Source organism: Pseudomonas sp. HY7a-MNA-CIBAN-0227 (assembly GCF_040310325.1).
GTDB lineage: Bacteria > Pseudomonadota > Gammaproteobacteria > Pseudomonadales > Pseudomonadaceae > Aquipseudomonas.
Genome location: NZ_JBEOPT010000009.1, coordinates 112,221 through 131,078, shown reverse-complemented (window position 1 = coordinate 131,078; position 18,858 = coordinate 112,221). Strand labels below are relative to the sequence as shown.

Below are 18,858 nucleotides of genomic sequence, written 5' to 3'. Positions count from 1 at the left end.
CTGCGCCCTCGACCCTGTGCAGTGGAGACCTCACTTATGCCTCTTGCCCCGAACTCGCTCCTTCAGGCTGCCCCTGCGGTCAAGCCTAAAGCTTCCTCCGCCAATGCTCCGGCAGTGGTCGCGGACCCGCGTGCCAAGGGGCCGGGCTTCGCTCAGATGTACGCCAAGGAGTCGCAGGTAACGCCGACCAAGTCCACGGACATGGCGCCCAAACCAAACCGCGACAAGCCCGCCGACACCAGCGCCAAGAAAGATTTCAGCAATGACAAGCCTGCCGCTGGTACTCCAGCGGTTGCCGATAGCGGCAAGAACTTGCCTGGCTCGCCGAGCAAGACCGACGCAGCGGCCAGCACCGATGACGATACGACCAAGGACCCTGCGCTGGTTCAGCAGCCACCGGTCGACCCGGTCGTTGACCCGGCGCTGGCGGCTGCAGTCACGCCAGTGCCGCTTCCCGCTCCAGTACCTGTGGACGACGCTGCCAAGCCGGTTGCCGTTGTTGCGCTGCCGGTTGTCTCTGAAGAGGTCAAGCCGGCCTTCGATCCAGAAGCCGATCCACTGGATGCATTGCCGGCCGTACGCCTGGCGATGGAGCAGGGTGGGCACATCTCGGCCAGCAGTCAGGCCTCACAAAAAGCCGCCCCGACCCAGGCTGAGCCCACCGCCGCACAAAATTTCGCCAACGGCCTGGCGGCCATGGTGGATCAGCAGGCGGCCAAGGACAGCACTGACCAGGGCGGTGACAAGGCTTTCAGTGGCTTGATCGAAGACGGCCTCAAAGACCTTAAGAACGCCAGCAGCGACACCCGTGTCGACGACTTCGCCAATCGCCTGGCGGCATTGACCCAGGCAGCGACGCCGAAAACCGCCAATGCCTTGCCCCTCAACAACCAGCCGTTGGCCATGCACCAGGGCGGCTGGACCGAGGAAGTGGTGAACCGGGTCATGTACCTGTCCAGCGCCAACCTCAAGTCGGCAGAAATTCAGCTGCAACCAGCGGAACTGGGTCGCCTGGATATTCGCGTGAACATCACGGCGGACCAGCAGGCCCAGGTCAACTTCATGAGCAGCCATGCGGTGGTGCGTGAAGCCCTGGAAAGCCAGTCGGGGCGGCTGCGGGAAATGTTCGCCCAGCAGGGCATGGGGCAAGTGGACGTCAATGTTTCCGACCAGTCTCGCGGTTGGCAGGGACAGGGTCAGGAGCAACAGCAGAATCAGAGCCGTGGCGTCAGTGGCAGCGGCGAGCGCGGTGATGGGCATGAGGGGGGCGGGGCAGGTGACGTGGCCGAAGTCGCCGCGCCGGCTGTCCGTACAGTGATCGGTTCCAGTGCCGTGGATTACTACGCCTGATCTGGCTGGGAAAGCTTCCTCTGTGGCGAGCGGGCTTGCCCGCGTTGGGCTGCGAAGCAGCCCTAAAACCTGCCACCTCGTTCTGCCTGAAGGAATGCGGCGGTCTTATTGGGGCCGCTTCGCAGCCCAGCGCGGCGGTGCGGCGATCCGACAAGCCCGCTCGCCACAATAAGCCCGTACCCACACACTTCAGTTCGATCAGACAACTCTGGCATAACACTTGCTCTTGCCTTGCCGTGGATCTGTGAAAACCCGAATAGTGACGGATTATTGGCATGGCGAAGAGTGACGACGCAGCAACAGCAGCACCCGCACCGGCAGGCAAGGGCAAGCTCAAGCTTATCCTGCTGATTGTCCTGGCCTTGTTCCTGGCGATCGGCTTGTCGGTGGGCGCGACCTGGTACTTTATGCACAGCGCCCAGAGCAAGCCGGTGTCTGTCGTCGAGGCCAACAGCAACGTCAAGCAACCGGCAATCTTCGAGCAGATGCTCCCGGCCTTTGTCGCCAACTTCAACCAGAACGGCCGTCAACGCTACTTGCAGGTGAGCATTACCCTGCTGGCGCGTAACCAGGCGGACCTGGATGCCCTCAAAGTGCATATGCCGGTTATCCGTAATAACCTGGTGATGCTGTTCTCCGCACAGAGCTTCGACAGCCTGATCACTCCGGTGGGCCAGGAGATGTTGCGCCAGAAAGCGACTGCCAGCGTGCAGGAAGTGGCTCAGAAGGAAATCGGCAAAGTCGTGGTCGAGCAGTTGCTCTTCACTAATTTCGTATTGCAGTAGGATCACGACATGGCCGTGCAGGACCTGCTGTCCCAGGATGAAATCGATGCGTTGCTCCACGGTGTCGACGACGGTCTGGTAGAGACCGAAATGGCTGCCGAGCCCGGCAGCGTCAAAAGCTACGACCTGACCAGCCAGGATCGCATTGTCCGTGGACGCATGCCGACCCTGGAAATGATCAACGAACGTTTCGCTCGTTACACCCGTATCAGCATGTTCAACATGTTGCGCCGCTCGGCGGACGTGGCGGTGGGCGGCGTGCAGGTGATGAAGTTCGGCGAATACGTGCACTCGCTGTACGTGCCCACCAGCCTCAACCTGGTGAAGATCAAGCCGTTGCGCGGTACCGCGCTGTTCATCCTCGACGCCAAGCTGGTATTCAAGCTGGTGGATAACTTCTTCGGTGGTGACGGCCGTCACGCCAAGATCGAAGGCCGCGAATTCACCCCCACCGAATTGCGGGTGGTGCGCATGGTGCTGGAGCAGGCTTTCATCGATTTGAAAGAAGCCTGGCAGGCGATCATGGAAGTCAATTTCGAGTACATCAACTCGGAAGTGAACCCGGCCATGGCCAACATCGTCGGCCCCAGCGAAGCCGTTGTGGTTTCCACCTTCCACATCGAACTCGATGGCGGTGGCGGCGACCTGCACGTGACCATGCCGTACTCGATGATCGAGCCGGTACGGGAAATGCTCGACGCCGGTTTCCAGTCCGACCTGGACGACCAGGACGAACGCTGGGTCAAGGCCCTGCGCGAAGACCTGCTGGACGTCGATGTGCCGTTAAGCGCTACGGTAGCCCGTCGCCAGTTGCGCCTGCGGGACATTTTGCACATGCAGCCGGGGGATGTGATTCCCATCGAGCTGCCGGAAGAATTGATCATGCGCGCCAATGGTGTGCCGTCGTTCAAGGTCAAGCTCGGTTCCCACAAGGGCAACCTGGCGTTGCAAGTGATCGAACCGATCAACCGTCGCTGATCCACCCCTAATTTATGAATGTTTGCTCCGCCGAGGACATGTAATGGCTACCGAACACGAGAACACTTCCGCCGAAGACCAGGCCCTGGCTGACGAATGGGCAGCGGCCCTGGAGGAAACCGGTGATGTCGGCCAGGACGATATCGACGCGCTGCTGGCCGCCGATGCCGCCACCGCACCGGCGGGCAATCGCCTGCCCCTGGAAGAGTTCGGCAGCGTGCCGAAGAACCACGAGCCGGTGACCCTGGACGGTCCGAACCTGGACGTGATCCTCGACATTCCGGTGTCGATTTCCATGGAAGTGGGCAGCACCGAAATCAACATCCGCAACCTGCTGCAACTCAACCAGGGTTCGGTGATCGAACTCGACCGCCTGGCCGGTGAGCCGCTGGATGTGCTGGTCAACGGCACGCTGATCGCCCACGGCGAAGTGGTGGTGGTCAACGAAAAGTTCGGCATCCGCCTGACGGACGTGATCAGCCCAAGCGAACGCATCAAGAAGTTGCGCTGACATGAAGCGCTTGGTGGTGGGACTGTTGTGGGCGCTGCCATTAAGCGCCTTGGCGGCTGAACCGGTGGTTCAAGCGGCAGCGCCTGCTGTCAGCAGTGGCATGGCCGGGCAACTGACCCAACTGGTACTGGGCTTGTTGCTGGTGGTCGGGCTGATTTTTGTCCTGGCCTGGCTATTGCGCCGGGTGCAGCGCATCGGTCCGGGTAATGCCCAGGTCATTGAAGTGGTGGGGTCGCGAGCCCTTGGCCCGCGTGACCGGCTGGTACTGGTGCAAGTGGGTGAAGAACAGATTCTGCTGGGCATCACTCCCGGGCGCATCACCCCGCTGCATGTACTCAAGCAGCCGGTGCACGTGGCCCAGACCCAAACGGCTACGCCGGAGTTCGCCCAGCGCCTGATGGAGTTGTTGGGCAAGGACCAGAAGGATAAGAAGTGATGCGCGTTTTATTGACGCTCATGCTGTTGCTGGCTGCGCCTCTGGCACTGGGGGCCGACCCGTTGTCGATCCCGGCGATCACCCTGGGCACCAACGCTGCCGGGGCGCAGGAGTATTCGGTCAGCCTGCAGATCCTGTTGATCATGACTGCGCTGAGCTTTATCCCAGCGTTCGTCATGCTGATGACCAGCTTCACCCGCATCATCATCGTCTTCTCGATCCTGCGCCAGGCCCTGGGCCTGCAGCAGACGCCGTCGAACCAGATCCTTACCGGCATGGCGTTGTTTTTGACGCTGTTCATCATGGCCCCGGTGTTTGACAAGGTGAACCAGCAAGCCCTGCAACCGTACCTGGCCGAGAAAATGACGGCCCAGGACGCGATCGACAAGGCCCAGGGCCCGATCAAGGATTTCATGCTGTCCCAGACCCGCTCCAGCGACCTTGAGCTGTTCGTGCGCCTGTCCAAGCGCACCGACATTGCCAGCCCTGACCAGGCGCCGCTGACCATTCTGGTGCCGGCGTTCGTCACCTCGGAACTGAAGACGGCATTCCAGATAGGCTTCATGATTTTCATCCCGTTCCTGATCATCGACCTGGTGGTGGCCAGTGTGCTTATGGCAATGGGTATGATGATGCTGTCGCCGCTGATCATTTCCTTGCCGTTCAAGATCATGCTGTTTGTGCTGGTGGATGGTTGGGCGCTGATTATCGGCACCCTGGCTGGCAGTTTTGGTGGTGTTTAGTTCGATAGGTAACGCCTCATGACCCCAGAAGTCGCAGTCGACCTGTTTCGCGAAGCGTTATGGCTGACCACCATGATGGTGGCCGTGCTGGTGGTGCCCAGCCTATTGGTGGGCCTGCTGGTGGCGATGTTCCAGGCCGCGACCCAGATCAATGAACAAACCTTGAGCTTCCTCCCGCGTCTGCTGGTGATGCTGGTCACCCTGATCGTCGCAGGTCCCTGGCTGGTGCAAACCTTCATGGAATACATCCTGCAGCTGTATGGCAGTATTCCGCAGCTGATCGGCTGATGAGCCCGCTGCTGGAGTTGACCAACGCGCAGATCGGCACCTGGGTGGCCTCATTCATGCTGCCGCTGTTTCGCATCGCCGCCGTGCTGATGACCATGCCGGTGTTCGGTACTACCCTGGTTCCAAAGCGAGTGCGCCTGTTTTTTGCGGTAGCGATCGCAGTGGTGCTTGTCCCTGGCTTGCCGCCGATGCCCACCGTCAGTGCCCTGGACCTGAGTGCGTTGCTGCTGATTGCCGAGCAGATCCTGATCGGCGCGCTGCTGGGGTTTTCCCTGCAACTGTTTTTCCAGGCCTTTGTGATTGCCGGGCAGGTGATCTCGATCCAGATGGGCATGGGCTTTGCCTCCATGGTCGACCCCACCAACGGCGTGTCGGTGGCGGTAATCGGGCAATTTCTGACCATGCTGGTGACCTTGCTGTTTTTGGCCATGAACGGCCACCTGGTGGTGTTCGAAGTGCTCACCGAAAGCTTCACCACCTTGCCGGTGGGTGAGGGGCTGGTGGTCAGTCACTTCTGGGAGCTGGTGGGCCGCCTCAGTTGGGTGCTGGGCGCCGCCTTGCTGCTGGTGCTGCCGGCGATCACCGCGCTGCTGGTGGTCAACATCGCCTTTGGCGTGATGACCCGGGCGGCGCCGCAGTTGAACATCTTCTCCATCGGTTTCCCCCTGACCCTGGTGCTGGGCATGGGGATTTTCTGGATCGGCATGGCCGACATTCTCAATCAGTATCAACCGCTGGCCAGTGACGCCTTGCAGTTTTTACGTGATCTGGCACGGGCGCGCTGAGCCATGGCCGAGAGCGAGAGTGGTCAGGACAAGACAGAAGACCCCACGGACAAACGAAAAAAGGACTCCAGGGAAAAGGGCGAGATTGCCCGCTCCAAAGAGCTCAATACCCTTGCGGTGATGCTTGCCGGTGCCGGTGGCCTGCTGATCTACGGCGGTGGCCTGGCGATTGATCTGATGGAGTTGATGCGCCTGAACTTCTCCTTGCCTCGCGAGGTACTGCTGGATCAGCGCTCCATGGGCATCTACCTGCTGCACTCGGGGAAAATTGCCATCCTCGCGATGCAGCCGGTGCTGGTCACGTTGCTGCTGGCAGCAATCATTGGGCCGATTTCCCTCGGTGGCTGGCTGTTTGCCGCCGGCAGCCTGGCGCCTAAATTCAGCCGGATGAACCCTGGTGCCGGGATCAAGCGGATGTTTTCGGCCAAGGCGCTGATTGAGTTGCTCAAGGCCCTGGCCAAGTTCTTCATTATTTTGTTTGTGGCGCTGGCGGTGTTGTCAGCGGATATCGACGATTTGCAGCGCATTGCCCATGAACCGCTGGAGCTGGCGATCATCCATAGCGTCCAGGTAGTGGGCTGGAGTTCACTGTGGATGGCCCTCGGCCTGCTGTTGATCGCCGCCGTCGACGTCCCGGTGCAGTTGTGGGAAAGCCACAAGAAACTGCTGATGACCAAGCAGGAAGTGCGCGACGAGCACAAGGACCAGGAAGGCCGGCCGGAAGTGAAGCAGCGCATTCGCCAACTGCAGCGCGAGATGTCCCAGCGCAAGATGATGTCGTCGGTTCCCGATGCTGATGTGGTCATCACCAACCCGACTCACTACGCCGTGGCCCTCAAGTACGACCCGGAGAAGGGCGGCGCACCGATGCTGCTGGCCAAGGGCAGCGACTTTACCGCCCTGAAAATCCGCGAAATCGCCGTGGCCAACGATATCCTGCTGCTGGAATCGCCAGAACTGGCCCGGTCGATTTTCTACTCCACCGACCTGGATCACGAAATTCCTGCCGGTCTTTATCTGGCGGTGGCCCAAGTGTTGGCTTACGTCTATCAGATCCGCCAATACCGCGCTGGCAAGGGCAAGCGCCCAGACCCCCTCAAGGACCTGCCGATCCCGCCGGATTTGCGTCGCGATTCCTAAGGCTTATGTTGCCAGCAATGACCCTTTCGAAGTCAGGCCCCCCGTCGTAGCAGTTGTCGAGCCTAAGTGAGGCTACGTTGGCTGCACCACCGCTTTCAGATCAGCCCCCAGCACCGAGTCGCCCCCAACGCAGCCTCGTTCCACTCGACAGCTGCTACGGGACATTGATATCGGGAGAGCGGGGCATGCCGATCATTCCCACGCAGGGCGAGAGAACGATCTGCGCCTTCAAGCAAAAGTTGGAAGGCTTCTTGCAATGACGCCTTCACGTCGCCTTCTGGCGTCAAAAGTTTGCTTCAAGGAAACGAGGAATACCGGTGGATCGTTCTCAAATGCTCAACAATGCCCGAGGCACGCTGACAGACCTTTCACGAGGCAATCTGGGCGTACCGTTGTTGCTGTTGGTCATGCTGGCAATGATGATGTTGCCGATGCCGCCGTTCCTGCTCGACGTGTTCTTCACCTTCAACATTGCCCTGTCCATCGTCGTGCTGCTGGTGTGCGTCTACGCCCTGCGGCCCTTGGATTTCGCGGTTTTCCCCACTATTTTGCTGGTCGCCACCTTGCTGAGGCTGGCGCTCAACGTCGCCTCCACGCGGGTGGTCATGCTTCACGGCCAGGACGGCCACGCCGCTGCGGGCAAGGTGATCCAGGCCTTCGGCGAGGTGGTGATCGGCGGTAACTATGTGGTCGGTATCGTGGTGTTCGCGATCCTGATGATCATCAACTTCGTGGTAGTGACCAAGGGCGCCGGGCGGATTTCCGAGGTGAGCGCGCGTTTCACCCTCGACGCCATGCCCGGCAAGCAAATGGCTATCGACGCCGACCTCAACGCCGGCCTGATCGACCAGAACCAGGCCAAGAACCGTCGCCTGGAAGTGGCCCAGGAAGCCGAGTTCTACGGCTCCATGGACGGTGCGAGCAAGTTCGTGCGCGGTGACGCCATCGCCGGCCTGCTGATTCTGTTCATCAACCTGATCGGCGGCATGGCGGTCGGTATCTTCCAGCATGGCATGACCTTCGGCGACGCCGGCAGGGTCTACGCCTTGCTGACCATCGGTGACGGTTTGGTGGCGCAATTGCCATCACTGCTGTTGTCCACCGCTGCCGCGATCATGGTGACCCGTGCTTCGGGCTCCGAAGACATGGGCAAGCAGATCAATCGGCAGATGTTCTCCTCGCCCAAGGCTCTGGCGGTGGCGGCCGGGATCATGGCGGTGATGGGTATTGTGCCTGGCATGCCCCATGTGTCCTTTCTTTCCATGGCAGCCCTCGCGGGGGGCGCGGCCTACCTGTTCTGGAAAAAGCAGAGCGGGGTCAAGGTCCAGGCGCTGCAAGAAGTTGCACGTCAGCAGGAGTTGCTGCCATCGCCGTCCCGTGCCCAGGAAACCAAGGAGCTGGGTTGGGACGACGTGACGCCTATCGACATGATTGGCCTGGAAGTGGGCTACCGCCTGATTCCCCTGGTGGACCGTAACCAGGGCGGGCAATTGCTGGCGCGGATCAAGGGCGTGCGCAAGAAGCTGTCCCAGGACCTGGGCTTTCTGATGCCCACTGTGCACATTCGTGACAACCTCGACCTGGCCCCCAGCGCCTACCGCCTGACCTTGATGGGCGTGACCCTGGCAGAAGCCGAGATCTACCCGGACCGGGAGTTGGCGATCAACCCCGGCCAGGTCTTCGGTACCCTCAGCGGCATAACCGCCAAAGATCCGGCTTTTGGCCTGGAGGCCGTGTGGATCGAAGCCAGTCAGCGCAACCAGGCGCAGTCCCTGGGCTACACCGTGGTGGATGCCAGCACGGTGGTCGCCACCCACCTTAACCAGATTCTCTACAAGCACTCCCACGAGCTGATTGGCCACGAAGAAGTCCAGCAACTCATGCAGTTACTGGCCAAAGCCTCGCCGAAACTGGCTGAAGAGCTGGTGCCGGGAATACTGTCGCTGTCGCAACTGCTCAAGGTGCTGCAAGCGCTGTTGGCCGAGCAGGTGCCGGTGCGGGACATTCGCAGCATTGCCGAAGCCGTCGCCAACAATGCCGCCAAGAGTCAAGATACTGCCGCGCTGGTCGCCGCGGTGCGCGTCGGATTGTCCCGCGCCATTGTCCAAAGCATTGTAGGGCTTGACTCCGAGCTGCCTGTGATCACCTTGGAACCAAGGTTGGAACAAATATTGCTCAATAGTATTCAGAAGGCAGGGCAAGGCCAGGAAGAGGGCGTTCTGCTGGAGCCAAGCATGGCTGAAAAGCTGCAGCGTTCGTTGATTGACGCCGCACAGCGCCAGGAAATGCAGGGCCAACCGGTGATTCTGCTGGTGGCAGGCCCCGTTCGGGCGATGTTGTCGCGGTTTGGACGCCTGGCAGTACCGAATTTGCACGTTTTGGCTTATCAGGAAATTCCTGACAATAAGCAAGTGACTATCGTCGCGACAGTAGGCCCCAACGGCTGAGGTAGTGGGTTATGCAAGTGAAGCGTTTTTTCGCCGCCGATATGCGTCAGGCCATGAAACTGGTTCGTGATGAGCTGGGCGCCGACGCCGCGATTATCGGTAACCGTCGCATTGCCGGCGGTGTCGAGCTGACGGCTGCCCTGGATTACCAACCCTCGGCGCTGGCGCCGCGCGTACCGAACATGGAACTGGAAGACGAGCTGCGCAAGACCGCCTCGCGCATTGTCTCGGCCCAGGCCGAATTGAGCATGCGCGGCGACAGCGACGCCACCACCAATCGCCAGCTGTTCGCCGGCCTGCCGCTGACCGCCTCCGAGCCGCTGGTGGAGCCGACCTTTGTCGAGCCACCACGGCCTGCGGCGCCCGCACAGGCGGCCCCGGTCGATCAGCGCGTGTTCGACTCTATGCGTTTTGAACTCAACGGCCTGCGTGAGTTGCTGGAAGTGCAGCTTGGCTCGTTGGCGTGGAACCAATTGCAGGGCAGCAAACCGCAACAGGCCAACCTCTGGCGCCGCCTGCAACGCATCGGCCTGTCCGGCCCGTTGTCCCGCGACCTGCTGGCGCTGACCACCGAAATTGAAGAGCCTCGCCAGGCTTGGCGCATGTTGCTGGCCCATCTGGCGCGGATGATTGTTACCCCTGAAATCGAACCTCTGGAAGAAGGTGGCGTGATTGCCATGGTCGGCCCTGCCGGCATGGGCAAGACCACCACCCTGGCCAAGCTGGCAGCCCGATACGTGCTCAAGTACGGCGCGCAGAACATCGCGCTGGTGAGCATGGACAGCTACCGCATTGGCGCCCAGGAACAGCTCAAGACCCTGGGCCGCATCCTCAACGTGCCGGTGACCCATGTCGATCCAGGCCAGTCGTTGGCCAACGCCCTCGATCCGCTGCTGCGCAAGCGCGTGGTGTTGATCGACACCGCTGGCCTGCAAGCCAGCGATCCGGCCCTGCGCATGCAGCTGGAAAGCCTGGCTGGGCGCGGGATCAAGTCAAAAAATTATCTGGTGCTTGCAACAACCAGCCAGAAACAGGTTCTCACCGCTGCGTACCACAGTTACAAGCGTTGTGGGCTGGCCGGCTGCATCCTGACTAAACTTGACGAAACGGCGAGTCTGGGCGAGGTGCTGAGTTTGGCAATCAGTCATGAATTACCGGTCGCCTACCTGACCGACGGGCCGCGGATCCCGGATGATTTACATCTGCCGCGCCGTCATCAGTTGGTCAGCCGTGCCGTCAGCGTGCAAATGCAGGAAGAACCCAGTGAGGAAGCGATGGCTGACATGTTCGCGGATCTCTACCACAGTCCGGCCAAACGGGTCGGCTGAGGGCAACATGGCCTTCAATATAAAATGACAGTGCAAAGTACCTACATCGATGGTCTGCCAGCAGTTCGCGCAACCACCTCATGTAGCCTGCGTCTAAGCAAGACAAGGTAAAGAAATAAAATGGGCAGCATGCATCCCGTACAGGTGATCGCGGTGACCGGCGGCAAAGGTGGCGTCGGGAAAACTAACGTGTCAGTGAATTTGTCCCTGGCCCTGGCAGAGCTTGGCCGCCGCGTCATGCTGCTGGATGCCGACCTGGGACTGGCGAACGTTGATGTTCTGCTGGGACTGACGCCCAAACATACATTGGCCGATGTCATCGAGGGCCGCTGTGAGCTGCGCGACGTGCTGTTGCAGGGTCCCGGCGGGATTCGCATCGTGCCGGCTGCCTCCGGCACCCAGAGCATGGTGCATCTGAGCCCGGCGCAGCATGCGGGCCTGATCCAGGCCTTCAGCGATATTGGCGACAACCTCGACGTGCTGGTGATCGACACCGCCGCCGGGATCGGTGAGTCCGTGGTCAGCTTTGTGCGCGCAGCGCAAGAAGTGTTGCTGGTGGTCTGCGACGAGCCCACCTCGATCACCGACGCCTACGCCCTGATCAAACTGCTTAACCGCGACTACGGCATGAACCGCTTCCGCGTGCTGGCCAACATGGCCCAAAGCCCGCAGGAAGGACGCAACCTGTTCGCCAAGTTGACCAAGGTCACGGATCGCTTCCTCGATGTCGCCTTACAATATGTTGGCGCAGTTCCCTATGACGAGTGTGTGCGCAAGGCTGTGCAAAAGCAGCGTGCAGTCTATGAAGCATTCCCTCGTTCGAAGTGCGCACTGGCGTTCAAGGCTATTGCTCAGAAGGTCGATACTTGGCCGTTGCCCGCCAATCCGCGGGGGCATCTGGAGTTTTTCGTCGAGCGATTGGTGCATCAGACGAGTGCAGGACCGGTGTTATGACAGCCAGCGGCTACAACCTTTACAAGAGTTCGGCTCGTGATAGCCAAGGCGAATTGATTGAGCGCTATGCGCCCTTGGTCAAGCGCATTGCCTACCACTTGCTGGCACGCTTGCCCGCCAGCGTTCAGGTCGAAGACCTGATCCAGGCAGGCATGATCGGCTTGCTCGAAGTGTCGACCAAATATGACGCGAGCAAGGGTGCGAGTTTCGAGACGTATGCGGGTATCCGTATCCGTGGCGCGATGCTCGACGAAGTGCGTAAAGGTGATTGGGCGCCGCGTTCGGTCCACCGTAATACCCGCATGGTAAGTGACGCAATTCGCTCAATTGAAGCAAAAACCGGTCGTGACGCTAAAGATCACGAAGTTGCGGCCGAACTCCAATTGAGTCTCGACGATTACTACGGGATTTTGAACGATACCTTGGGCAGTCGCTTGTTCAGTTTCGACGACCTGTTGCAGGACGGCGAACATGAAGGGCTGCACGAGGACGGCGCGAGTGCTCATCTCGAACCGTCGCGCGATCTGGAAGATGAACGCTTTCAGGGCGCACTGGCGGGCGCGATTGCCAATTTGCCGGAGCGTGAGCGACTAGTGTTGGCGCTGTACTACGACGAAGAGCTGAACCTCAAGGAAATCGGTGAGGTCCTGGGGGTCAGCGAATCGCGGGTCAGCCAGTTACACAGCCAGTGCGCGGCCCGCTTGCGGGGGCGTTTGGGAGAGTGGCGAGCGCGCTGACAGGCAGTGTGGGGACACTGCGAACGACACCGTCCATGCTCTTGGTGTGGACGGGTTAGCCCGTGGTGTACCCCTGCAGTCCTTTTTGTGTAACGCCTGTTGATTGAAATGGCGCGCCCAGGTGCTGGACGCGTTTAAGACTGCTTGGAGGTCGAATTGGACAAGAACATGAAAATCCTCATCGTTGATGACTTCTCAACGATGCGGCGGATCATAAAAAACCTGTTGCGTGACCTTGGGTTCACAAATACGGTCGAGGCGGATGACGGCATTACAGCGATTCCGATCCTCAACAGCGGGAGCATCGACTTTCTGGTAACCGACTGGAACATGCCGGGCATGACCGGTATCGATTTGCTGCGTCATGTGCGCGCTGATGAAAAACTGCGCAGCCTTCCCGTGCTGATGGTGACCGCCGAAGCCAAGCGTGAACAGATCATCGAAGCCGCCCAGGCCGGGGTCAACGGCTACGTGGTCAAGCCATTCACCGCATTGGCCTTGAAAGAGAAGATCGAAAAAATCTTCGAACGCATCAACCATTGATGTCGCCACGGGGGAGCTATGGAGCATAACGAATCATCGCAGGCCGATTTCGAATCGACCCTGAAAAAACATGCTCACCAGTTGGTCGAAAGCCTTGAAAAAGGCCGGTTCGGCGATGCGGTGCAGTTGATTCATGAGCTTAACCAGACCCGTGATCGCGGCCTGTACCAGGAAGTGGGCAAACTCACCCGTGAGCTGCACAGTGCAATCGTCAATTTTCAGATTGACCCGCACATGCCCCAGGCCGAAGAAATCTCGCAAATCACCGATGCCACCGAACGCCTGTCCTATGTGGTCAGGCTGACTGAGGCTGCGGCCAACCGCACCATGGACCTGGTGGAAAACTCCACGCCCCTGGTCAACGGCATGGCCAATGAAGCCAAGGCGCTGAGCACCGACTGGGGCCGTTTCATGCGCCGGGAAGTGGGCGCCGAAGAATTTCGTGAGCTGGCGCGTCGGGTCGAAGGATTTCTGTCGCGTTGTGAGCAGGAAAACCGCACGGTTTCCAGCAACCTCAACGACATTCTGCTGGCCCAGGATTACCAGGACCTCACCGGCCAGGTGATCAAACGGGTGACCCAACTGGTCACTGAAGTGGAAAGCAATTTGCTCAAACTGGTGCTGATGGCCGGGCAGGTGGATCGTTTTGCCGGTATTGAACATGACCGCGAAGCGATCCTCTCGGAAAAAGATCCACAAAAACACCTCGCCAAGGGTGAAGGTCCGCAGATTCATGCCGATAAACGTGAAGACGTTATGTCAGGGCAAGATGACGTAGACGATTTGCTGTCCAGTCTTGGATTTTAGGAGCACACGTACATGAGCTTCGGCGCCGATGAAGAAATCCTTCAGGATTTTCTTGTAGAGGCCGGCGAAATTTTGGAGCAACTGTCCGAGCAACTGGTTGAGCTGGAAAGCCGACCGGATGATGCGAACCTGCTCAATGCAATTTTTCGCGGTTTTCACACTGTAAAAGGGGGCGCCGGCTTCCTCCAGCTCCATGAGCTGGTGGAGTGCTGTCACATCGCCGAGAACGTGTTCGACATCCTGCGCAAGGGTGAGCGGCACGTCGACTCGGAATTGATGGACGTGATTCTGGAAGCATTGGACGCGGTCAACGGCATGTTCAGTGAAGTGCGCGAACGTGCACCGATCACTGCCGCCACCCCGCAACTGCTGGCCGCTCTGGCGCGCCTGGCAGAACCGGCTGCCAATGCACCGGCACCAGTGGCTGAACCTGTGGCCGAGCCCGCAGGTGATGTCACTGACAGCGAATTTGAACAACTGCTGGACTCGCTCAATGCCGTCAAGGCCCAGGCTGAGGCTCCGGTAGCCGCTACACAAGCAATGGTGCCGACTACCGAAGACATTACCGACGACGAGTTCGAGTCGTTGCTCGACCAGTTGCATGGCAAGGGCCAGTTTGCCCCCGACGCCGTGGCGGCGACGCCCGCGCCAGTGAAAGCGGCTGCACCTGCCAGCAATGAAATCACCGACGACGAATTCGAAGCATTGCTGGATCAGTTGCATGGCAAAGGCTCGTTTGCCGCTGAAGCGCTGCCGGCAGTCGCTGCGGCTGCTGCTGCGCCAGCCGCACCCTCTGCCGATGGCCTGATCTCTGATCACGAGTTCGAATCCCTGCTCGATGACCTGCACGGCAAGGGCAAGTTCTCCGATGTCGCACCTGCCGCTGCTGCCACGGCCACGGCCGCTGTTGCCACACCGGCTCCGGTTGCTGCCAAGGCCGCTGCACCAGTGGCTGCGAAACCTGTGCCTGCCCCGGCCCCAGCGCGAGCACCTGCTGCCCCCACCCCGGACAAGCAACCCGTCAGTGAAGCCGAAACCACCGTACGGGTTGATACCGCACGGCTGGACGACATCATGAACATGGTCGGCGAGCTGGTGCTGGTGCGTAACCGTCTGGTGCGCCTGGGGCTTAACAGTGGCGATGAAGCCATGCAAAAGGCCGTATCGAACCTCGACGTGGTCACCGCTGACCTGCAAACCGCCGTCATGAAGACCCGGATGCAGCCGATCAAGAAAGTCTTCGGCCGCTTCCCGCGCCTGGTTCGCGACTTGGCTCGGCAGTTGAAGAAAGAGATCAACCTGGAACTGGTGGGCGAAGAAACCGACCTCGACAAAAACCTTGTCGAGGCCCTGGCCGACCCGCTGGTCCACTTGGTGCGCAACGCCGTTGACCACGGCATCGAAACCCCGGAAGAACGTGAAGCAACGGGCAAGACCCGTGGCGGCAAGGTGATTCTGGCGGCGGAACAGGAAGGCGACCATATCCTGCTGTCCATCTCTGATGACGGCAAAGGCATGGACCCGAACATTCTGCGGGGCATCGCGGTCAAGCGCGGCGTGATGGACAAGGACGCCGCCGACCGCCTGACGGACACCGAGTGCTACAACCTGATTTTTGCACCGGGTTTCTCAACCAAGACCGAGATTTCCGACGTGTCCGGCCGTGGCGTGGGCATGGACGTGGTGAAAACCAAGATCAGCCAGCTCAATGGCTCGATCAATATCTACTCGACCAAGGGCCAGGGCTCGAAGATCGTCATCAAGGTGCCGTTGACCTTGGCGATCATGCCCACCCTGATGGTGATGCTGGGTAACCAGGCCTTCGCCTTCCCGCTGGTCAACGTCAACGAAATCTTCCACCTCGACCTGTCGCGCACCAACGTGGTGGACGGCCAGGAAGTAGTGATCGTGCGCGACAAGGCGTTGCCACTGTTCTACCTCAAGCGCTGGCTGGTGGCCTCGGCCAAACATGAAGAGCAGCGTGAAGGCCATGTGGTGATTCTCTCCGTGGGCACCCAGCGTATCGGCTTTGTCGTCGATCAACTGGTAGGCCAGGAAGAAGTGGTCATCAAGCCTTTGGGCAAAATGCTGCAGGGAACCCCGGGCATGTCGGGTGCGACCATTACCGGTGACGGTCGGATCGCACTGATTCTCGATGTTCCGAGCATGCTCAAGCGTTACGCCGCACGGCGTATTTGATTCTGGCTGGGTGGGGCGGTTGTCCCTCGCCTCGCCTAACGGAGTGGTTATGGTAGTCAAGGTTCTGGTGGTGGATGATTCGGGTTTCTTCCGCCGCCGCGTCTCGGAAATTCTTTCAGCGGATTCCAATATCCAGGTGGTCGGTACGGCCACCAACGGCAAAGAGGCGATCGATCAGGCTCTGGCGTTGAAGCCGGACGTAATCACCATGGACTACGAGATGCCGATGATGGATGGCATCACCGCTGTGCGGCACATCATGCAGCGCTGCCCGACCCCGGTGTTGATGTTCTCCTCGCTGACCCACGAAGGCGCGCGAGTGACCCTCGATGCGCTGGACGCTGGCGCCGTGGACTTCCTGCCGAAGAATTTCGAAGACATCTCGCGTAACCCCGAGAAGGTCAAGCAGATGCTCTGCGAGAAGGTGCACAGCATCTCGCGCAGTAATCGCAGCAGTTTCAGGGCTGCGGCGCCTGCCCCGGTAGCAGCCCCTCCCGTAGCGCCGAGCACGTTCGGTCGCGCGGCACCTGCACCAGTTGCGCGCGCTGCCGTGGCGCCGGCTCGTACAGCGGCACCCAGCACCCATTCGCCGGTCCCCAAGCGCAAGGCTTACAAGTTGGTTGCCATCGGTACGTCCACCGGCGGTCCGGTAGCTCTGCAACGGGTGTTGACTCAACTGCCGGCGAACTTCCCGACACCTATCGTACTGATCCAGCACATGCCCGCCGCGTTCACCAAGGCCTTCGCTGAGCGCCTGGACAAGCTGTGCCGCATCAGCGTCAAGGAAGCCGAGGATGGTGACATCCTGCGCCCTGGCCTGGCCCTGCTGGCCCCTGGCGGCAAACAGATGATGGTCGACGGCCGTGGCGCGATCAAAATCCTGCCTGGTGACGAGCGTCTGAACTACAAGCCCTGCGTGGATATCACCTTTGGTTCCGCCGCCAAGTCCTACGGCGACAAAGTTCTGGCGGTGGTGCTCACCGGCATGGGCGCCGACGGTCGCGAAGGTGCGCGCCTGCTCAAACAGGGCGGCAGTGCGATCTGGGCCCAGGATGAAGCCAGCTGCGTGATCTATGGCATGCCCATGGCCATCGTCAAGGCCGACCTGGCCGACGCCGTCTACAGCCTGGACGACATCGGCAAGCACTTGGTGGAGGCCTGTCTCTGATGGATGTGTTGAGCCTGTTGGGCATCATCCTCGCATTTGTCGCCATCATCGGTGGCAACTACCTGGAAGGCGGCCATATCGGCGCTCTGGCCAACGGCCCGGCGGCGTTGATCGTGATAGGCGGTACCGTGGGGGCGGCGTTGTTGCAGTCGCCCCTGAGTTCGTTCAAGCGCGCCATGCAGATCCTTATATGGATTATTTTTCCGCCGCGTGTGGATTTGCCAGGCGGCATCGATCGGGTGGTCAACTGGAGTCTCACGGCGCGCAAGGAAGGCCTGCTGGGCCTTGAGGGCGTGGCGGATGCCGAGCCCGACAGCTACGCGCGCAAAGGCCTGCAATTGCTGGTGGATGGCGCCGAGCCGGAAGCCATTCGCAGCATCCTGGAAGTGGACTTCTACACCCAGGAAAGCCGCGACATCAACGCCGCCAAAGTCTTTGAAAGTATGGGCGGCTACGCGCCGACCATTGGCATCATCGGTGCGGTCATGGGTCTGATCCATGTGATGGGCAACCTGGGCGACCCTTCGCAACTGGGCAGCGGTATCGCCGTGGCGTTTGTCGCCACCATCTATGGCGTGGCCAGCGCCAACCTGCTGCTGTTGCCGGTGGCCAGCAAGCTCAAGTCTATCGCCATGCGCCAGTCCCGTTATCGCGAGATGCTGCTTGAAGGCATCCTGTCGATTGCCGAGGGCGAGAACCCGCGCTCCATCGAATTGAAGCTCCAGGGCTTCATGGATTGATGGGAGGTATGTGTTGTGAGTCGTCGTCGCCGCGAGCCTGAAGAACACGTCAACCATGAACGCTGGCTGGTGTCCTACGCCGACTTCATCACCTTGCTGTTCGCCTTTTTCGTGGTGATGTACTCCATCTCGTCGATCAACGAAGGCAAGTACAAAGTTATCTCCGAAGCGCTGGTGGGTGTGTTCAGCGACTCGGACCGTGCCCTCAAGCCCATCCCCATTGGTGACGAACGCCCGAAGACCGTGACCCCGGCCAAGCCCCTGGTCAAGGACAGCGATGAAACCGACGCCGGCGTCAGTGGCGGTAGCGATCCGCTCAAAAGCATCGCCGATGACATCAGCGCTGCCTTTGGCGACCTGATCAGCTCCAACCAGATGACTATTCGTGGCAACGAATTGTGGGTTGAGATCGAGCTCAACTCCAGCCTGCTGTTCGCCAGCGCCGACGCCATGCCCAGCGATATGGCCTTCACCATCATCGACAAGGTGGCGACGATTTTGAAACCTTTCGATAACCCGATCCACGTCGAAGGTTTTACCGATAACTTGCCCATCAGCACGGCGCAGTACCCGACCAACTGGGAACTGTCCTCGGCCCGCTCGGCGAGTATCGTGCGCATGATGGCGATGCAGGGTGTAAACCCTGGGCGCCTGGCGTCGGTGGGTTATGGCGAGTTCCAGCCAGTGGCCAATAACGCCACTGCCGAAGGTCGCGCGCGCAACCGCCGGGTGGTGTTGGTGGTGTCGCGCAACCTGGATGTGCGCCGCAGCTTGACCGGCACCGGCACCGCCAATGCGCGACCGGATGCCGCATTGAAGCGGGCTGGCACACAAACTGCACCGACGCCAGTAAAGCCGCCGGGTCGAGAGAGTGCCGTCAATTCTCCGTCACCGGCTCTATAACCCCATGCTATTTCTC

At 60.2% G+C, this 18,858-nt stretch carries 19 protein-coding genes; all 19 read left to right on the top strand.

Annotated features, from left to right (window positions below):
* The first annotated feature begins 36 nt into the window (after window positions 1–36).
* The 19 genes from AAEZ06_RS16765 to motD all read left to right on the top strand — a co-directional run bounded on the left by AAEZ06_RS16765 (window position 37) and on the right by motD (window position 18,842).
* The gene (locus AAEZ06_RS16765) at window positions 37–1,350 is read left to right on the top strand and encodes a flagellar hook-length control protein FliK (protein WP_350615263.1); all 1,314 of its coding nucleotides are present in this window, start codon (window positions 37–39) and stop codon (window positions 1,348–1,350) included.
* Window positions 1,351–1,625: 275 nt separating this feature from the next.
* The gene (gene fliL, locus AAEZ06_RS16760; protein ID WP_149411390.1) at window positions 1,626–2,135 is read left to right on the top strand and encodes a flagellar basal body-associated protein FliL; all 510 of its coding nucleotides are present in this window, start codon (window positions 1,626–1,628) and stop codon (window positions 2,133–2,135) included.
* Window positions 2,136–2,144: 9 nt separating this feature from the next.
* Entirely contained in the window at window positions 2,145–3,113 is a 969-nt protein-coding gene (gene fliM / locus AAEZ06_RS16755; protein WP_149411391.1) for a flagellar motor switch protein FliM, read from the top strand.
* A gap of 43 nt (window positions 3,114–3,156) precedes the next feature.
* On the top strand, window positions 3,157–3,624 hold the full coding sequence (fliN, locus tag AAEZ06_RS16750; protein ID WP_133099140.1) for a flagellar motor switch protein FliN: 468 nt from the start codon (window positions 3,157–3,159) through the stop codon (window positions 3,622–3,624).
* A gap of 1 nt (window position 3,625) precedes the next feature.
* Window positions 3,626–4,060: a flagellar biosynthetic protein FliO gene (fliO, locus tag AAEZ06_RS16745; protein ID WP_149411393.1), complete on the top strand. Its 435-nt coding sequence runs from the start codon at window positions 3,626–3,628 to the stop codon at window positions 4,058–4,060.
* Window positions 4,060–4,803, top strand: a complete 744-nt coding sequence (gene fliP / locus AAEZ06_RS16740; protein ID WP_149411394.1) for a flagellar type III secretion system pore protein FliP — start codon at window positions 4,060–4,062, stop codon at window positions 4,801–4,803. Before fliO ends, fliP begins: the two co-directional genes overlap by 1 nt.
* 18 nt (window positions 4,804–4,821) lie before the next feature.
* The gene (gene fliQ, locus AAEZ06_RS16735; protein WP_003175300.1) at window positions 4,822–5,091 is read left to right on the top strand and encodes a flagellar biosynthesis protein FliQ; all 270 of its coding nucleotides are present in this window, start codon (window positions 4,822–4,824) and stop codon (window positions 5,089–5,091) included.
* A gap of 8 nt (window positions 5,092–5,099) precedes the next feature.
* Window positions 5,100–5,876 carry a flagellar biosynthetic protein FliR gene (gene fliR, locus AAEZ06_RS16730; RefSeq protein ID WP_178114428.1) on the top strand — a complete coding sequence of 259 codons (777 nt, stop codon included), beginning with the start codon at window positions 5,100–5,102 and terminating at the stop codon, window positions 5,874–5,876.
* A gap of 3 nt (window positions 5,877–5,879) precedes the next feature.
* Window positions 5,880–7,016 (top strand): flagellar biosynthesis protein FlhB, encoded by a 1,137-nt coding sequence (flhB, locus tag AAEZ06_RS16725; protein ID WP_149411396.1) that lies wholly within the window; start codon window positions 5,880–5,882, stop codon window positions 7,014–7,016.
* 332 nt (window positions 7,017–7,348) lie between these two features.
* The gene (gene flhA, locus AAEZ06_RS16720; RefSeq protein WP_371923868.1) at window positions 7,349–9,463 is read left to right on the top strand and encodes a flagellar biosynthesis protein FlhA; all 2,115 of its coding nucleotides are present in this window, start codon (window positions 7,349–7,351) and stop codon (window positions 9,461–9,463) included.
* 11 nt (window positions 9,464–9,474) lie between these two features.
* Window positions 9,475–10,791, top strand: a complete 1,317-nt coding sequence (flhF, locus tag AAEZ06_RS16715) for a flagellar biosynthesis GTPase FlhF (RefSeq protein ID WP_149411398.1) — start codon at window positions 9,475–9,477, stop codon at window positions 10,789–10,791.
* Between the two features lie 120 nt (window positions 10,792–10,911).
* Window positions 10,912–11,745, top strand: coding sequence for a flagellar synthesis regulator FleN (gene fleN / locus AAEZ06_RS16710; RefSeq protein WP_003192912.1), 834 nt, complete (start codon window positions 10,912–10,914; stop codon window positions 11,743–11,745).
* Entirely contained in the window at window positions 11,742–12,482 is a 741-nt protein-coding gene (fliA, locus tag AAEZ06_RS16705) for an RNA polymerase sigma factor FliA (RefSeq protein WP_350615258.1), read from the top strand. The genes fleN and fliA overlap by 4 nt, the downstream gene beginning before the upstream one ends.
* Before the next feature lie 168 nt (window positions 12,483–12,650).
* Window positions 12,651–13,025, top strand: a complete 375-nt coding sequence (locus AAEZ06_RS16700) for a chemotaxis response regulator CheY (RefSeq protein ID WP_178114421.1) — start codon at window positions 12,651–12,653, stop codon at window positions 13,023–13,025.
* Between the two features lie 18 nt (window positions 13,026–13,043).
* On the top strand, window positions 13,044–13,832 hold the full coding sequence (locus tag AAEZ06_RS16695; protein ID WP_149411399.1) for a protein phosphatase CheZ: 789 nt from the start codon (window positions 13,044–13,046) through the stop codon (window positions 13,830–13,832).
* A 12-nt stretch (window positions 13,833–13,844) separates the two neighbouring features.
* Entirely contained in the window at window positions 13,845–16,031 is a 2,187-nt protein-coding gene (locus AAEZ06_RS16690; protein WP_149411400.1) for a chemotaxis protein CheA, read from the top strand.
* A 49-nt stretch (window positions 16,032–16,080) separates the two neighbouring features.
* Entirely contained in the window at window positions 16,081–17,199 is a 1,119-nt protein-coding gene (locus AAEZ06_RS16685; protein WP_149411401.1) for a protein-glutamate methylesterase/protein-glutamine glutaminase, read from the top strand.
* Window positions 17,199–17,939 (top strand): flagellar motor protein, encoded by a 741-nt coding sequence (locus AAEZ06_RS16680; RefSeq protein ID WP_133099128.1) that lies wholly within the window; start codon window positions 17,199–17,201, stop codon window positions 17,937–17,939. Before AAEZ06_RS16685 ends, AAEZ06_RS16680 begins: the two co-directional genes overlap by 1 nt.
* 15 nt (window positions 17,940–17,954) lie before the next feature.
* The gene (motD, locus tag AAEZ06_RS16675; protein ID WP_133099127.1) at window positions 17,955–18,842 is read left to right on the top strand and encodes a flagellar motor protein MotD; all 888 of its coding nucleotides are present in this window, start codon (window positions 17,955–17,957) and stop codon (window positions 18,840–18,842) included.
* The last annotated feature ends 16 nt before the right edge of the window (window positions 18,843–18,858 follow it).

Bases quoted from the DNA above. Each gene is read 5' to 3' on its own strand.
- AAEZ06_RS16765 (WP_350615263.1), top strand. From the start codon at position 37: ATGCCTCTTGCCCCGAACTCGCTCCTTCAGGCTGCCCCTGCGGTCAAG.
- fliL (WP_149411390.1), top strand. From the start codon at position 1,626: ATGGCGAAGAGTGACGACGCAGCAACAGCAGCACCCGCACCGGCAGGC.
- fliM (WP_149411391.1), top strand. From the start codon at position 2,145: ATGGCCGTGCAGGACCTGCTGTCCCAGGATGAAATCGATGCGTTGCTC.
- fliN (WP_133099140.1), top strand. From the start codon at position 3,157: ATGGCTACCGAACACGAGAACACTTCCGCCGAAGACCAGGCCCTGGCT.
- fliO (WP_149411393.1), top strand. From the start codon at position 3,626: ATGAAGCGCTTGGTGGTGGGACTGTTGTGGGCGCTGCCATTAAGCGCC.
- fliP (WP_149411394.1), top strand. From the start codon at position 4,060: ATGCGCGTTTTATTGACGCTCATGCTGTTGCTGGCTGCGCCTCTGGCA.
- fliQ (WP_003175300.1), top strand. From the start codon at position 4,822: ATGACCCCAGAAGTCGCAGTCGACCTGTTTCGCGAAGCGTTATGGCTG.
- flhB (WP_149411396.1), top strand. From the start codon at position 5,880: ATGGCCGAGAGCGAGAGTGGTCAGGACAAGACAGAAGACCCCACGGAC.
- flhA (WP_371923868.1), top strand. From the start codon at position 7,349: ATGCTCAACAATGCCCGAGGCACGCTGACAGACCTTTCACGAGGCAAT.
- flhF (WP_149411398.1), top strand. From the start codon at position 9,475: ATGCAAGTGAAGCGTTTTTTCGCCGCCGATATGCGTCAGGCCATGAAA.
- fleN (WP_003192912.1), top strand. From the start codon at position 10,912: ATGGGCAGCATGCATCCCGTACAGGTGATCGCGGTGACCGGCGGCAAA.
- fliA (WP_350615258.1), top strand. From the start codon at position 11,742: ATGACAGCCAGCGGCTACAACCTTTACAAGAGTTCGGCTCGTGATAGC.
- AAEZ06_RS16700 (WP_178114421.1), top strand. From the start codon at position 12,651: ATGAAAATCCTCATCGTTGATGACTTCTCAACGATGCGGCGGATCATA.
- AAEZ06_RS16695 (WP_149411399.1), top strand. From the start codon at position 13,044: ATGGAGCATAACGAATCATCGCAGGCCGATTTCGAATCGACCCTGAAA.
- AAEZ06_RS16690 (WP_149411400.1), top strand. From the start codon at position 13,845: ATGAGCTTCGGCGCCGATGAAGAAATCCTTCAGGATTTTCTTGTAGAG.
- AAEZ06_RS16685 (WP_149411401.1), top strand. From the start codon at position 16,081: ATGGTAGTCAAGGTTCTGGTGGTGGATGATTCGGGTTTCTTCCGCCGC.
- AAEZ06_RS16680 (WP_133099128.1), top strand. From the start codon at position 17,199: ATGGATGTGTTGAGCCTGTTGGGCATCATCCTCGCATTTGTCGCCATC.